The sequence below is a fragment of the Pseudomonas californiensis genome (assembly GCF_021147775.1).
Lineage (GTDB): Bacteria > Pseudomonadota > Gammaproteobacteria > Pseudomonadales > Pseudomonadaceae > Aquipseudomonas > Aquipseudomonas californiensis.
This window is the reverse complement of record NZ_JAGTPK010000004.1, coordinates 216,468-231,743: the sequence shown is the minus strand read 5'-3', so window position 1 is coordinate 231,743 and position 15,276 is coordinate 216,468. Positions and strand designations below refer to the sequence as shown.

Sequence of the window (15,276 nt, the reverse complement as noted above, 5' to 3'; positions counted from 1 at the left end):
GACCTCAGAGTTCGATGCGCTCGACTTTACCCACCAGCAGGATGTACGACAGCGCACCCAGCAGCGCCAGCACCGAGATGTAGGTAATGGCTGGGGCGAACGAGTCGCCAGAGGCCAGAAAACCGATCACGATAGGTGTGGCGATGGCCGCCAGATTGCCGATGAAGTTGAACGTACCGCCAGTCAGTCCCAGCAGACGTGCCGGTGCCAGGGTCGACACCAGCGACCAGGTGATCGACGCCAGACCATTACCGAAGAACGCCAGTGCGAGGAAGGCAATGACCAGTGGCGTGGATTCGACGAAGTTCGCGCCAATGATCGAGGTCGAGATCAGCAGACCGGCAATGATCGGCAATTTACGGGCGAAGCCGACGGTATGACCGCGGCGGATCAGCCAGTCCGAGAAGAAGCCGGAACACAGCACGCCAACGAACGCAGCGAGAAACGGCAGCGACGCCAACAGGCCGGACTTGATGAAATCCATGCCCCGGTATTTCACCAGGTACGTCGGGAACCAGGTCAGGAAAAACCAAAGCGTGGAGTTCAGGCAGAACTGCCCCAGGTAGATCCCCCACAGCTTGCGCTTGCTCAGCACAATGCCCAGGTCCAGCCAACTGAAACCCTGCTTCTGTTTATCGGCATCCTTCTGAATGTCGACCAGACCACCGCCTTCGCGAATCAGGTCGATTTCCTGCTGATTGACACCCTTGAAGTCACGCGGCTCGCGGTACACCGCGTACCAGATGACCGCCCACACTACGCCCACGCCGCCGGTTGCCACGAACACCATGTGCCAGCCGTAATGCGCTTGCAGCCAGGCCAGTACCGGCGTCAGGAATGCCAGCCCGACAAACTGCCCGGAGGTATAAAAGCCGATGGCCGTGGCGCGTTCGCGTTCCGGAAACCAGGTGGTGACCACTCGGCTGTTGATCGGGTAGGCAGGCGCCTCCAGCGCACCGACTGCCATGCGCAGCACGAACAACGCAATGAAGCTGGCGGCAAAACCCAGCATGATGGTGGCGATCGACCAGAGCATCAGCGCCACGGTGTAGAGGATGCGCGGCGGAACACGGTCCACCAGCCAGCCGCCGGGCAGTTGCATGGCAGCATAAGTCCAGCCGAAAGCCGAAAAGATCAGACCGACGTGTACCGGATCAATACCCAGTTCAGACGTCAGCGCCGGTGCGGCGATCGACAGGTTGCTGCGGTCCAGGTAGTTGATCACCACCGTGATGAACAACAGCACCATGATGAAGAAACGTTTGCGGGACGGCGTCACCAGTGATGCCGCGCCCTCTATCGTACGAGTGCGCATGAAAATATTGCCTCTTTTTGGATTTATTGAGGACTGTCTGTGGCGTATTTCAGCGGCCAACAGGTATTGGCCTGATCAGATCACCACTCGGCAAAGCTGCCATCAGCATGACGCCAGATCGGGTTGCGCCAGCGGTGACCAATGGCGGCACGTTCCTTGACGTATTCCTCGTTGATCTCGATGCCCAGGCCGGGGCCGTTGGGGATCTTGACCATGCCTTTGTCGTAGTCGAAGACTTCCGGATGCTTGACGTAATCGAGCAGGTCGTTGCTTTCGTTGTAGTGGATGCCCAGGCTCTGCTCCTGGATGAAAGCGTTGTAACAAACCGCATCAAGCTGCAGGCAAGCAGCCAGCGCAATCGGCCCCAGCGGGCAATGCAGCGCCAACGCAACGTCGTAGGCCTCAGCCATGTTGGCGATCTTGCGTGTCTCGGTGATACCGCCTGCGTGGGATGCATCGGGCTGGATGATGTCGACGTAACCTTCACTCAACACACGCTTGAAATCCCAACGCGAGAACAGTCGCTCACCCAGCGCAATTGGCGTGCTGGTCAGGGGCGCCAGCTCCTTCAATGCTTCGTAGTTCTCGCTGAGCACCGGCTCTTCGATGAACATCAGCTTGTAAGGATCCAGCTCTTTCATCAGGACCTTGGCCATTGGCTTGTGCACCCGGCCATGGAAGTCCACGCCGATGCCGACGTTCGGCCCGACTGCGTCACGCACGGCAGCCACGTTGGCCAGTGCCAGATCGACCTTGTCGAAGGTATCGAGAAATTGCAGCTCTTCGGTGCCATTCATTTTGACTGCGGTGAAGCCGCGCTCGACCGCTTCTCTTGCAGCCCGCGCGGTGTCCGCAGGGCGATCGCCGCCGATCCACGAATAGACGCGAATCTTGTCACGAACCTGGCCACCCAGCAGGTCGCTGACCGAAACGCCCAGTGCCTTGCCTTTGATGTCCCACAATGCCTGGTCGATGCCGGCCAGTGCGCTCATGTGGATCGCGCCGCCGCGATAGAAACCGCCGCGGTACAGCACCGTCCAGATATCCTCGATGTTGCGCGGGTCTTTACCGATCAAGTAATCGGCAAGTTCTTCCACAGCCGCCGCCACGGTGTGAGCGCGACCTTCGACCACGGGCTCACCCCAGCCAACGACTCCTTCGTCGGTCTCGACTTTCAGAAAGCACCAACGTGGCGGAACGATGAACGTCGTGAGTTTTGTAATTTTCATGGGGACGGTATCTCTTGTTGAATTCTTGTATTGAGGTCTTGAGACTTTTACAGAACGACGGCTTTTGCCGTGCGTCAGTCTGAGCGCGACGCTGTCTGACGCTTCCAGGCCGCCACATAAGCCTGGGCGCGCTCCGCGACGTCGGCGGCGGTCATGCCTGGCTTGAACAGCCCCGAGCCCAGACCAAAACCTTTGACGCCTGCGTCGAGAAACACCTTCATGTTGTCCGGGGTAATGCCACCGACTGGCAGCAGGACAGTACCCGCCGGGAGCACCGCCAGCCAGGCCTTGACCACTGCTGGCGACATCTGCTCGGCCGGAAACAGCTTGAGCACGTCAGCACCTTCAGCGAGTGCGGCGAAGGCTTCGGTTGGCGTAGCGACGCCAGGCGACAGAAACATGTCGGCCGCCTTGGCCGCGCGCAACACCTTGGCGTCGCTGTGCGGCATGACAATCACCTGTCCACCGGCATCCTTCACCTGCGTCACCTGCTCTGGCGTCAGCACGGTCCCGGCGCCGATCAGGCAATCGGCAGGCAGAAGCTGGCGCAACAGACGAATACTGTCGAACGGCTGGGGAGAGTTCAGCGGTACTTCGATGACCCGAAAGCCGGCCTCGTAAAGTACGTCGCCAATGGCTGGCGCTTCCTCTGGGCGCAGGCCACGGAGAATCGCGACCAGACCGTTTTCCTTCAAAGCTTGTTTGAGCATGTCACACCTCTTGAGCGTAATGGGGAGCCGGGGACGCGAGCAGCCCCGCCTGGGCGGCGACCTGCCAGAGGCCGCGTTCGGTGGCCTGCTCGGCCAGGGTCACCCGAGGGAAGCCGCTGGCTGTCAGGCCACGTGCGTAGCGAGCGCACAGGGATTCGCTGCCAATCAGGATCACGGCAGGCAGTTGTTGATGTGCATCGCGCTGCAGCGCAGCAAGCGACGCCAGCTCGTGGCCGATCAACACACCTGACAGGTAGTCCGGTTGGGCGCTCGCCGCCAACTGGCCGGTAAGGCCCAGCGTGCGGCAGCTGAAGATGGTGGAAAGCGGACCGGCCTTGCCAGCGTCCGACCGGGCGACGGCCAGCCCCGAATCGAATGCCTCGGTATCGAATGTTTCGTTCGGCTGCATGGTGCGGCCCAGAATGGTGTGAGCGCACAGCGTGGCGTACACCTCACCAGTCATGAAGGTATCGAAATGGACGATTCGACCTTTAACCACCTGCACCCATTTCGAATGGCTGCCGGGCAGACCGATGAGCAGTGGCTCGCTGGCGAGTTGCGCATCGAGTGTGGCCAGAATGCCCAGCACCTGGGTTTCTTCGCCGCGCATGACATTGGGCAGTGCGGAGCGCTGCAGGACACCGGGAATGATATGCACCGTGACGCCGCGCAGGCTGCGCACGGTCTGTAGGGCAGCACTGAGCCCGCCGACGCTGGCCGGGGTTTCCCGGTACGCGGCCTCGCGCCAACCCTGGGCACTGCCGACCATGCCGCAGGCAATGACTGGAAGGTCAGGCTGCGCGTCGAGCCAATCGCCGCACGCCTGCTCGAAAGCCAGTTCAAACCCGTCGCTGCACAGCTCGCCCGCGATGAGGCGTGGTGTGGTGGGTAACTGCATGATGCCCGCGCTCAAGGCACGTTGTTCCAGAACCTGGCCGTTATTGCCAAGTCGATAGGCACGAAGTGAGGTGGTCCCCCAATCGAGCGCGATCAATTGCGCCTGCTGCATTGCTTCACCTGTTGTTTTTTTGAAAGTGAGTGCAGGCAGACTATAAACCCGAATTCTGATTTATCTCAATATGTAAATTTAAGTCCCATATATAGGGATTGAAATATGTGCCAAATCGCACACAAAAAAAGCCCGCTTCTCTTTCAAGAAGCGGGCTTGATGTACAGCGAAAAGCCTGCGGATCAACGCTCCAACAGGATTCTCAGCATGCGACGCAACGGTTCAGCCGCGCCCCACAGCAGCTGGTCACCTACGGTGAACGCGCCGAGGTACTGCGAACCCATGTTCAGCTTGCGCAGACGCCCGACTGGAACGCTCATGGTACCGGTCACCGCTGTCGGGCTCAGTTCCTGCGCGCTCGCTTCGCGGGTGTTAGGCACCAGCTTGACCCAAGGGTTGTGCTGGCTGATCAAGCCTTCTATGTCCGCAATCGGTACATCCTTGTTCAGCTTGATGGTCAACGCCTGGCTGTGGCAGCGCATGGCGCCGATCCGCACACAGATACCATCGACCGGGATCGGGCTTTTGAAGCGACCGAGAATCTTGTTGGTCTCGGCCTGCCCTTTCCACTCTTCGCGGCTCTGACCGTTAGGCAGCGCCTTGTCGATCCAGGGGATCAGGCTGCCAGCCAGTGGCACACCGAAGTTCTCGGTCGGAAACGCTTCGCCGCGCATGGCTTCTGCCACTTTGCGGTCGATGTCCAGAATGGCACTGGACGGGTTGGCCAGCTCATCGGCAACCGACGCATGGACCGCGCCCATCTGCTTGATCAGCTCACGCATGTTCTGCGCACCGGCGCCAGAGGCCGCCTGATACGTCATGACGTTCATCCACTCGACCAGACCGGCGTCGAACAGACCGCCCAGGCCCATCAGCATCAGGCTGACGGTGCAGTTGCCACCAATATAGTTCTTGGTGCCTGCATCCAGTTGCTGGTCAATGACCTTGCGGTTCACCGGGTCCAGGACAATCACGGCATCATCCTGCATGCGCAGGCTCGAAGCCGCGTCGATCCAGTAACCCTGCCAGCCCGCTTCGCGCAACTTCGGGAACACCTCGTTGGTATAGTCGCCGCCCTGACAGGTCAGGACCACGTCCAGGGTTTTCAGCTCGTCAATGCTGTACGCATCTTTCAGGGGCGCAACGTCCTTGCCCACCGAAGGAGCCTGGCCACCGACATTGGAGGTAGTGAAGAACACAGGCTCGATCAGATCGAAATCCTGCTCTTCGCGCATCCGCTGCATGAGCACGGAACCGACCATGCCACGCCAACCGATCAGACCTACACGTTTCATCGCAACTACACCTTGAATAAAAGTGGGACCGCTGCTCTGCGTCTACACAGCAGGCAGCGGGCCAGAGAGATTACAGATTCCGCAGCGCGGCGACTACTGCGTCGCCCATTTCCTGAGTACCGACTTTGGTGTTGCCCGTCGACCAGATGTCGCCAGTGCGCAACCCTTGATCCAGCACCACGCTGACAGCCTTTTCAATGGCGTCGGCAGCGTCGGTCAGGTTGAAGCTGTAACGCAGCATCATCGAGACCGAAAGAATGGTCGCCAACGGATTGGCAATGCCTTTGCCAGCGATGTCCGGCGCCGAACCGTGGCACGGCTCATACATACCCTTGTTGGCAGTATCGAGCGACGCCGACGGCAGCATGCCGATGGAGCCGGTGAGCATCGAAGCCTGGTCGGACAGGATGTCGCCGAACATGTTGTCGGTCACGATCACGTCGAACTGCTTGGGCGCACGCACCAGTTGCATGGCGGCGTTGTCAACGTACAGATGGCTCAATTCGACCTCAGGGTAATCCTGGGCGACCTGCTCAACGATTTCGCGCCACAACTGGCTGGACGCCAGTACGTTGGCCTTGTCCACCGAGCACAGCTTCTTGCCGCGGACCATGGCCATGTCGAAACCGACACGGGCAATACGGCGGATTTCGCTTTCGCTGTAAGGCAGCGTGTCGTACGACTGACGCTCGCCATTTTCCAACACTCGGGTGCCACGTGGCGCGCCGAAATAGATACCGCCGGTCAGTTCGCGGACGATCAGAATGTCCAGACCCGCGACAATTTCCGGCTTGAGGCTCGAAGCGTCAGCCAACTGCGGGTAAAGGATCGCCGGACGCAGATTGCCGAACAGGCCCAGCTGCGAACGAATTTTCAGCAGACCGCGCTCAGGACGGATGTCACGATCAATGGCGTCCCATTTCGGGCCGCCCACGGCGCCAAGCAACACTGCATCGGCAGCGCGGGCACGGTCCAGGGTTTCGTCGGCCAGCGGCACGCCGTGCTTGTCGATGGCTGCGCCGCCGATAACGTCATGGGTCAATTCAAAGCCCAGTTGATATTTCTCATTGGCCAACTCCAGCACCTTGACCGCTTCGGTCATGATTTCCGGGCCAATACCGTCACCTGGGAGAATCAGAATCTGCTTGCTCATAACATCCTCAATTTTGTGCATCGGCGCCTCGAACAGCGCCTGTCTATAACGCTTGATATGGCAAAAAACTCATCGCTCGGCCCACAGCACCAACACATCGGTACTGAATGAACCCTGCGCATCAATCTCGAAATACTCACGGACTTCGTCACCCATCGCCTGCTGCAGCTCACGAATGGCGACCTGCAACGAGAGCGGCGTGCGCATACGCTCGACCCACGAGGTGAATTCAAGGCGCAGGCGCTGCCGGGTGTGGCTGCGCGTGAACAGACCGGCGCCGCTGACCTGATGCAGCCATTCGGCGGCGGAATAATCCCGCACATGGCTGGTATCACGCAGCACTTCGGCCGTTTGCAGATAAGTGTCCAGCAATGGGCTGCCCGGCGACATCACATCGATGAAGGCGGCCACGCCGCCCGGCTTCAAGACCCGGCGAACTTCGCGAAGTGCCAGCGCCAGATCGCTCCAGTGGTGCGCCGAATAACGGCTGAACACGAAATCGAACTCGCCGTCAGCAAACGGCAGAAGTTCGGCCGACCCGCACACGGTACTGATATTGCCCAACCCTTTCTCAGCCGCAGCAGCGCTGACCACATCGAGCATTTGCTGCGAAAGATCGTACGCTACCACTTCGCCCACCGATGGGGCGACATTGAAGCTCACATGACCGGCGCCACAGCCCAGATCCAGCACCTTCGCATCGCTGTGCCCGGCCACTTCAGCCTGTAGCAGCGCAAATTCAGTCCCTTGGGCGTGCACAGCACTGCTCAGGTAGGCCGAAGCCTGTTCACCAAATTGACGCCGCACGACTTGAGTGTGGACGGTGGAGCTCATGGCAGTCTTCCTTCAAAAGGTATTTCAGTGATGGATACAAATCTGCTGGCTGTCAGGGCACTTCGCCGTTTCAGTCGCGAAACAGCCACGGCTGGCTGGCGCGATGCTTGCCCTCGAAGGTAGCAATGGCCTCAGCGTCCATCAAAGTCAGGCCGATATCGTCCAGACCATTGAGCAGGCAGTGTTTGCGGAACGCGTCGATTTCAAAGTGGTAGACCTGCCCGTCGGGACGGGTCACGGTCTGAGCCTGCAAATCGACGTTCAATTGATAACCGGGGCTGGCTTCAACCTGCTTGAACAACTGATCGACTTCGTCTTCAGCCAGAATGATTGGCAACAGGCCGTTCTTGAAGCTGTTGTTGAAGAAGATGTCGGCATAACTCGGCGCGATGATTGCGCAGAAACCGTATTCTTCCAGTGCCCAAGGTGCGTGCTCACGGCTGGAGCCGCAACCGAAGTTCTCGCGGGCCAACAACACGCTCGCCCCCTGGTAACGCTCGTGGTTGAGCACGAACTCATGGTTGAGCGGACGCCTGGAATTGTCCTGATACGGCTGACCTACATCCAGATAGCGCCATTCGTCGAACAGGTTCGGGCCAAAGCCCGTGCGCTTGATCGATTTCAAGAACTGCTTGGGGATGATCTGATCGGTGTCGACGTTGGCGCGGTCCAGAGGAGCAACCAGGCCGTTGTGCTGGGTAAACGCTTTCATGCTGGGTTCCTCAGTGCTGGATCAAGTCACGGACATCGATGAAGCGGCCATTGACTGCAGCAGCAGCTGCCATCGCCGGGCTCACCAGATGCGTACGACCACCAGCACCCTGACGACCTTCGAAGTTACGGTTGGAGGTGGATGCGCAATGCTCACCGGAACCCAGGCGATCCGGGTTCATCGCCAGGCACATGGAACAGCCCGGCTCACGCCACTCAAAGCCTGCCTCGATGAAGATCTTGTCCAGGCCTTCCAGTTCGGCCTGTTCCTTGATCAGACCAGAGCCCGGCACGACGATAGCCTGCTTGATGGTCGACGCTACCTTGCGGCCCTTGGCGATGTCGGCAGCAGCGCGCAGGTCTTCGATACGCGAGTTGGTGCACGAGCCAATGAATACGCGATCCAGCTGGATTTCGGTAATCGGCTGATTGGCCTTCAAGCCCATGTATTTCAATGCACGTTCTATGGAGCCACGCTTGACCAGATCCGGCTCCTGCGCCGGGTCCGGCACGTTCTGATCCACGGCCAGGACCATTTCAGGCGAGGTGCCCCAGCTGACTTGCGGCTTGATCTGTGCTGCGTCGAGCTTGACCACCGTATCGAACACCGCGTCGTCGTCGGAGACCAGATCTTTCCAGGCCTCGACGGCCAAGTCCCACTCGGCGCCCTTGGGGGCGAACGGACGACCTTTGACGTATTCGACGGTCTTCTCGTCAGTCGCGACCATGCCGACGCGAGCGCCTGCTTCGATAGACATGTTGCAGATCGTCATGCGGCCTTCGATCGACAGATCGCGAATCGCGCTGCCAGCGAACTCGATGGCGTAACCGTTACCGCCTGCGGTGCCGATCTTGCCGATGACTGCCAGCACGATGTCCTTGGCGGTCACGCCGAACGGCAGTTGCCCTTCGACCGATACCAGCATGTTCTTCATTTTCTTGGCGACCAGGCACTGTGTCGCCAGTACATGCTCGACCTCGGACGTGCCGATACCGTGCGCCAGTGCGCCAAAGGCGCCATGGGTCGACGTGTGCGAGTCGCCACACACTACGCTCATGCCAGGCAAGGTTGCGCCCTGCTCCGGGCCAATGACATGAACGATGCCTTGGCGCGGATCGTTCATCTTGAATTCGGTGATGCCATATTCGTCGCAGTTGTCATCCAGGGTCTGGACCTGCAGACGCGAAACCTGATCTTCGATGGCACCGATACCGCCCTTGCGCTCCGACGTGGTCGGCACGTTGTGGTCAGGGGTCGCGATGATCGAGTCGATGCGCCATGGCTTGCGCTTGGCCAGACGCAGACCTTCGAAGGCTTGCGGCGAGGTCACTTCGTGAATGATATGGCGGTCAATGTAGATCAGCGCCGAACCATCGTCGCGCTGTTTGACCAAGTGTGAATCCCAGAGCTTGTCGTAGAGCGTTTTGCCGGCCATCGGACGTACTTCCTCATCAGCTTCTTTCTATGCCTTGGGCAATCGAACCTCGATGACCCCTTGGCTTGTGCGGTCATGCTATGGAATATGCTTAAATAACTCAAATTCATAATTTTCATGCTTTGGATAACCAACTGGAATACGACCATGGACCTGGCCAATCTCAACGCATTTATAGCCATTGCTGAAACCGGCAGCTTCTCCGGTGCGGGTGAGCGCCTGTATCTGACCCAACCCGCCATCAGCAAGCGGATTGCTGGCCTGGAGCAGCAACTCAACGTGCGTCTGTTCGATCGCCTTGGCCGAGAGGTCAGCCTGACGGAGGCCGGACGAGCGCTACTGCCGCGCGCCTACCAGATCCTCAACGTGCTGGACGACACGCGTCGCGCCCTGACCAACCTGACCGGTGAAGTGACCGGCCGCCTGACGTTGGCCACCAGTCATCACATCGGCCTGCATCGTCTGCCTTCTTTATTACGCGAGTACACACGCACCTACCCTGCCGTCGCGCTGGACATTCAGTTTCTGGATTCGGAAGTGGCGTATGAAGAAATCCTGCATGGACGCGCCGAGCTGGCAGTCATCACCCTCGCGCCCGAGCCTCACGCCTTGATCAAAGCGGTTCCGGTATGGGACGACCCTCTGGACTTTGTCGCGGCACCCGAGCACCCATTGGCCAACAGCGGCCCGATGAAGCTCGAAGACATCGTGCGTTATCCCGCCGTGTTTCCCGGCAGCAATACCTTTACTCATCACATCGTCAGCGGGCTGTGTGAAGCACAGGGCCTCAAGCCCAATATCGCCATGAGCACCAACTACATGGAAACTATCAAAATGATGGTCTCCATTGGCCTTGCCTGGAGCGTACTGCCGCGCACGATGCTCGACGAACAGGTTGCACGCATTCCGTTGCCGGGCGTACAGCTCAATCGCCAGCTAGGCTATATCGTGCATACCGAAAGAACGCTCTCCAATGCCGCGCGGGCATTCATGAAATTGCTGGATGCGCAGATATAACGTGTAGAGCGCAATTGCAGAACGCAGAACGCAGAACGCAGAACGCAGAACGCAGAACGATCGTCTTACTGGCTTTATTTATAAAGGCTCGTGATCAATGCCCAATCAGCTGGACAACCCTACCCTGCCGGTGGCCGGAAAACCGCCATCTGCGCAGCCGACATCTGCCTCCCTGGAACAGACGCTGAGGGAAACTCAGGCCCGTCTGGACCTGGCGTTGAGCTCAGCGCAGATAGGGACCTGGGAATGGGACATTGTCAGCGACACGCTGCACACCTCGGCACGCGCCGCCCAATTGCACGGTGCTCCTGCGCTGTCGGATGCCATTCGCTTTACCGCGTTTCTCGCCAGCGTGCCCAATGGCGAACGCACCCGCATGCGCCGCGCCTACCGCGCAGTCTGTGACGGCAAGCAGGACACCTTTCAACTGACCTACCGGTTTACGCTGAGGGACGGTGTCTATCGACTGCTGGAAAGCCGCGCCCATTTGTACCGCGACGCCAGCGGTACGCCGGTCAGACTGGTCGGTACGGTACTCGACATCACTCAGCAGCAGGCCCAGAGCGCGCTTGAAGCCAGTGAGCAGAAGTTCGCCAAGGCATTTCACTCAAGCCCCGACTCCATCACCATTACCGAACTGGGCACCGGACGGTACGTCGAGGTCAACGATGGCTTCTGCCGTCTGACCGGCTACAGCGCTCACGAAGTGCTGGGGCGCACGGTGCAGGATATTGGCATCTGGACAGACCCTACTCAACGCCAACACATGATTGATCAGTTGCATCAGGCCGGCCGCGTGCATCACCGGGAAATGGCCGGTCGCAACAAGAACGGCGACCCGCTCATTCTTGATGTGTCGGTGGAATTCATCACCCTGAACGAAACGCCGTGCCTGCTGATGAACGCCCGAGACATCGGCCTGCTGAAAAGTGCTCAGGCGCAGATCCAGCACCTGGCCTATCACGACCCGCTGACCGGCCTGCCGAACCGTGCCCTGCTCATGGATCGCCTGAGCCAGCAACTGTCGTTGCTCCAACATCATGGGCTGCGAGGCGCGCTGCTGTTTCTGGACCTGGACCACTTCAAGCACATCAATGACTCGCTCGGCCATCCGGTGGGCGACTCTGTGCTCAACATTGTGGCAGCACGGCTTGAAGCCAGCGTCCGCCTTGAGGACACCGTCGCCCGCCTGGGCGGTGACGAGTTCGTCGTGCTGATCTGTGGCCTCGACGGTTCTCGTCAGCAAGTCACTCAGCAAGTGCAGGAACTGTCCGATAGCCTGCGAGAGTTGCTTGCCGAGCCCATGTTCCTCGACGGCCATCGCCTCCAGGTAACGCCGAGCATCGGTATGGTACTGATTCCGGACGACGGTCTGAACCCTGCCGACCTACTCAAGCGAGCCGACATTGCACTGTACCGAGCCAAGGATTCGGGCCGTAACTCCACGCAGTTCTTCCACAGCTCCATGCAAAAAGTCGTCAGCGAACGCCTGCGCATGGAAAACGACCTGCGCCTGGCACTGACCCGCAACGAATTTCACCTGCACTTCCAGGCCCAGGTCGACTGCCGCAACGACAGCATCAGCGGTGCAGAAGCACTGCTGCGCTGGCAGCACCCTGAGTACGGGCTGCTGCCGCCCACTCAGTTTGTCCAGATACTCGAAGAAAGCGGCATGATTCTGGAAGTCGGCAGCTGGATACTCGATGAAGCCTGCAAAGCCGGGGGCCGCCTGCTCAAGCAAAAGCTGATCGCTGAGGGCTCATTCCTCATGGCGGTCAATATCAGCCCACGCCAGTTCCGCCAGAACGACTTTGTGGAACGCGTGAAACACAGCCTCAAAGTGCACGGTTTGCCCGCCAGCATGCTCAAGCTGGAAATCACCGAAGGCATCGTGATTCAAAACCTGGACGACACCATCAGCAAAATGCGCAACCTCAAGGCACTCGGGGTCAGTTTTGCAATGGACGACTTTGGCACCGGCTACTCATCGCTCACCTATCTCAAGCGCCTGCCGGTGGACACCCTGAAGATCGACCAGTCGTTCGTCCAGGACGCCACCACCGACCCCAACGACGCCGAGATCATCCGCGCCATCGTCGCCATGGCCCAAAGCCTGAACCTGAACGTCATCGCCGAAGGCGTAGAAACCCCCGAACAACTCGCCTTCCTCAAACAACTGGGCTGTTACCTCTATCAAGGCTACCTGTTCAGCGAACCGCTGAAAGACTCCGTCTTCGAGACGCTGCTGCGGCTGAAGCAGCATTTGGAGCAGACGTCGCTTTAGACACTGTTCCATTCCTTGTCGGTGTAATAACCCAGCGCCTGTGCCAGACACAGGCTGAGCAGTGATGAAGGCAAAAAGCACAGCCTGTCTCGCCTGCCAGATGCAAAAAAAACGCCCCGAAACAGTCGGGGCGTTTTTTATTCAGATGTTTCAGATAACCCTGATCATCACTTTAATTCTCCAGCGCTTTCTGGGTGTTGAGCGGGATACGCTTTGGCTTGGCTTCTTCAGGCACGTTACGCACCAGGTCGATGTTCAACAGACCGTGCGACAGGTCAGCACCCTTGACTTCGATATTGTCTGCCAGCCTGAACGACAGCTTGAACTCGCGCCGCGCAATCCCCTGGTGCAGGTAGGTGACGTTTTCAGCTTCATGCTCGCGCTTGCTGCCGGTCACGGTCAGCACGCCTTTCTCGACTTGTAGTTCGAGGTCCTGCTCCTGCATGCCAGCCGCAGCGATCACGATCCGATAATGATCTTCGCTGTAGCGCTCCACATTGTAGGGAGGGTAGCCGCTGGCCGAATCGTTGCGTGCTGCCGACTCAAAGAGGTCGTTGAAACGATCAAAGCCCACTGAGTGACGAAACAGCGGAGCCAGAGAAAATGCAGTCGTCATGATAATTCTCCTGTTAATCAGCGAGTGGTTGGCGCGACCCGAATTCGGCATCGCGTAATCCCCAAACTAGGGGCTGCCACTCGGTTTTCAAGAGCCTTCATTTGACGAAACAATGACCGTTCGTCGGCTCAGGCTTCGACTGGGCCATCCGGCTTGTAGCCGAGCATGACGCTGATGCGGTCACAGTCGGTCTCGCGGCGCAGCGCGTCGAACATCAAGGTCGCCTCGGGGTAGCTCTTGGTGAGCAGCACCACCCATTGCTTCAGGCGACCGGGCGCCTGGATGAGGGTCATTTTAGCGAGGCAGTCTTTCCAGAACGTACGCAGCATTGGTTGCAGCTCGGCCCAGGTCATGGCAACCACCTCCTCGCCCGCATTGGCAGCGGCGATCTGGCGGGCCAGATCGGGGCGCGCAACCAGGCCACGACCGATCATGATGTCGCGCGCGCCACAGATTTCTCTGCAACGCAGCCAGTCGTCCACCGTCCAGATCTCGCCGTTGGCAACAACTGGCACCTTGACCACTTCCTGAATGCGCGCGATCCATTCCCAGTGAGCGGGCGGCTTGTAGCCGTCGACCTTGGTTCGGGCGTGCACCACAATCCGCTCTGCCCCGCCGTCCGCCAATGCACGGGCACAGTCCAGCGCAGCGTCGGTATTTTCATAACCGAGGCGCATCTTGGCCGTGACCGGGATCTCCTTGGGCACCGCTCGGCGCACGTGCCCGACAATCGAATGCAGCAGGTCGGGCTCTCTGAGCAGAATGGCGCCACCGCGTGAGCGATTGACGGTCTTCGCCGGACAACCGAAATTCAAGTCCATCACCGGCGCACCCAGCTCACAGGCAAAGGCCGCGTTTTCCGCCAGACACACCGGATCGGAGCCCAGCAACTGCAAATGCAGTGGCACACCCGCAGCGGTTTTGGCGTCGGTGTGCAGCTCGGAAGCCATTTTATAAAAATAGGTAGCAGGCATGACTCGCTCGGTCACCCGGATGAATTCGGTCACACACCAGTCGATGCCGCCGACGCGGGTCAGCACATTACGCAGGATGTCGTCGACCAACCCCTCCATGGGCGCCAGAGCAATTTGCATGGGTCACACTCGAAAAAAAGTCCGGCAGTTTACTGCCCGCTGTCGAGATTGGGAACGCTGTCTTCGAACATGGCAGCACCATAACCGTCGATGAACTCGATGGGCATGCGCTTGGGCCGACCGCTGGACAGCTCGATGCAGACAAACGTAGTTTGCGCACGCAGCAGCGTCAGGTTATCGGAGGGGCGCTTGAGCTGAAAACGCCGGGTCATTTTCAGGCGCTTGTCCCAATCGACGATCCATGTCGCCAACTGCAAGTCATCGCCTTCATAAGCGCTGGCCAGATAATCGATCTCGTGCCGCACCACCGCCATTGCGCGGTCCAGCCGGCGATACTCTGTGAGGTCCAGCCCGAGATACTGCGAGTGTCGCCACGCACTGCGTTCAAGCCACGTGACGTACACCGCATTATTGGCGTGCCCCAACCCGTCGATATCCTCGGCGGCAACGTTCAGGTCGATCACGAAAGGCGTTGCCAGATCCCAGCCCATGCTTGCTCCTGCTCAGGTAAGTTTGTTCGCGGGCAGTGTAGCGAAGCCTGAGCAGGTTAGCGCACTGATGGAACGGCCATAT

Annotated in this window: 14 protein-coding genes; 2 read left to right on the top strand and 12 right to left on the bottom strand. The window is 59.2% G+C overall.

The genetic code is table 11. From position 1 onward, the window contains the following. Positions 1 to 4: 4 nt before the first annotated feature. From KDX37_RS06130 to leuC, 9 genes are all read right to left on the bottom strand, one after another. On the bottom strand, positions 5 to 1,315 hold the full coding sequence (locus KDX37_RS06130) for an MFS transporter (protein WP_231651783.1): 1,311 nt from the start codon (positions 1,313 to 1,315) through the stop codon (positions 5 to 7). An 80-nt stretch (positions 1,316 to 1,395) separates the two neighbouring features. Then, on the bottom strand, positions 1,396 to 2,544 hold the full coding sequence (gene dgoD / locus KDX37_RS06125) for a galactonate dehydratase (protein WP_231651782.1): 1,149 nt from the start codon (positions 2,542 to 2,544) through the stop codon (positions 1,396 to 1,398). Positions 2,545 to 2,618: 74 nt separating this feature from the next. Further along, on the bottom strand, positions 2,619 to 3,254 hold the full coding sequence (locus KDX37_RS06120) for a 2-dehydro-3-deoxy-6-phosphogalactonate aldolase (RefSeq protein WP_231651781.1): 636 nt from the start codon (positions 3,252 to 3,254) through the stop codon (positions 2,619 to 2,621). A gap of 1 nt (position 3,255) precedes the next feature. Next, positions 3,256 to 4,263, bottom strand: coding sequence for a 2-dehydro-3-deoxygalactonokinase (locus KDX37_RS06115; protein WP_231651780.1), 1,008 nt, complete (start codon positions 4,261 to 4,263; stop codon positions 3,256 to 3,258). A 182-nt stretch (positions 4,264 to 4,445) separates the two neighbouring features. Further along, positions 4,446 to 5,558: an aspartate-semialdehyde dehydrogenase gene (gene asd / locus KDX37_RS06110; protein WP_231651779.1), complete on the bottom strand. Its 1,113-nt coding sequence runs from the start codon at positions 5,556 to 5,558 to the stop codon at positions 4,446 to 4,448. Between the two features lie 70 nt (positions 5,559 to 5,628). Then, entirely contained in the window at positions 5,629 to 6,711 is a 1,083-nt protein-coding gene (gene leuB, locus KDX37_RS06105) for a 3-isopropylmalate dehydrogenase (RefSeq protein WP_231651778.1), read from the bottom strand. A 69-nt stretch (positions 6,712 to 6,780) separates the two neighbouring features. Continuing rightward, positions 6,781 to 7,545 (bottom strand): class I SAM-dependent methyltransferase, encoded by a 765-nt coding sequence (locus KDX37_RS06100; RefSeq protein WP_231651777.1) that lies wholly within the window; start codon positions 7,543 to 7,545, stop codon positions 6,781 to 6,783. A gap of 70 nt (positions 7,546 to 7,615) precedes the next feature. Next, on the bottom strand, positions 7,616 to 8,257 hold the full coding sequence (gene leuD / locus KDX37_RS06095) for a 3-isopropylmalate dehydratase small subunit (protein ID WP_231651776.1): 642 nt from the start codon (positions 8,255 to 8,257) through the stop codon (positions 7,616 to 7,618). Positions 8,258 to 8,267: 10 nt separating this feature from the next. After that, on the bottom strand, positions 8,268 to 9,692 hold the full coding sequence (gene leuC, locus KDX37_RS06090) for a 3-isopropylmalate dehydratase large subunit (protein ID WP_231651775.1): 1,425 nt from the start codon (positions 9,690 to 9,692) through the stop codon (positions 8,268 to 8,270). A gap of 147 nt (positions 9,693 to 9,839) precedes the next feature. On the opposite strand from leuC, the gene KDX37_RS06085 reads away from it, so the two are divergent. Together KDX37_RS06085 and KDX37_RS06080 are read left to right on the top strand one after the other, a co-directional pair. Continuing rightward, positions 9,840 to 10,709 carry a LysR family transcriptional regulator gene (locus KDX37_RS06085; RefSeq protein WP_231651774.1) on the top strand — a complete coding sequence of 290 codons (870 nt, stop codon included), beginning with the start codon at positions 9,840 to 9,842 and terminating at the stop codon, positions 10,707 to 10,709. A 97-nt stretch (positions 10,710 to 10,806) separates the two neighbouring features. Continuing rightward, positions 10,807 to 12,993, top strand: a complete 2,187-nt coding sequence (locus KDX37_RS06080) for a putative bifunctional diguanylate cyclase/phosphodiesterase (protein WP_231651773.1) — start codon at positions 10,807 to 10,809, stop codon at positions 12,991 to 12,993. A gap of 172 nt (positions 12,994 to 13,165) precedes the next feature. Here the strand turns inward: KDX37_RS06080 and KDX37_RS06075 are convergent, their stop codons facing one another. The 3 genes from KDX37_RS06075 to KDX37_RS06065 all read right to left on the bottom strand — a co-directional run bounded on the left by KDX37_RS06075 (position 13,166) and on the right by KDX37_RS06065 (position 15,194). After that, entirely contained in the window at positions 13,166 to 13,609 is a 444-nt protein-coding gene (locus KDX37_RS06075; RefSeq protein ID WP_231651772.1) for an Hsp20 family protein, read from the bottom strand. A 128-nt stretch (positions 13,610 to 13,737) separates the two neighbouring features. Then, positions 13,738 to 14,703, bottom strand: coding sequence for a tRNA dihydrouridine synthase (locus KDX37_RS06070; protein WP_231651771.1), 966 nt, complete (start codon positions 14,701 to 14,703; stop codon positions 13,738 to 13,740). A 29-nt stretch (positions 14,704 to 14,732) separates the two neighbouring features. Continuing rightward, positions 14,733 to 15,194, bottom strand: coding sequence for an acyl-CoA thioesterase (locus KDX37_RS06065; protein ID WP_231651770.1), 462 nt, complete (start codon positions 15,192 to 15,194; stop codon positions 14,733 to 14,735). Positions 15,195 to 15,276 lie beyond the last annotated feature (82 nt).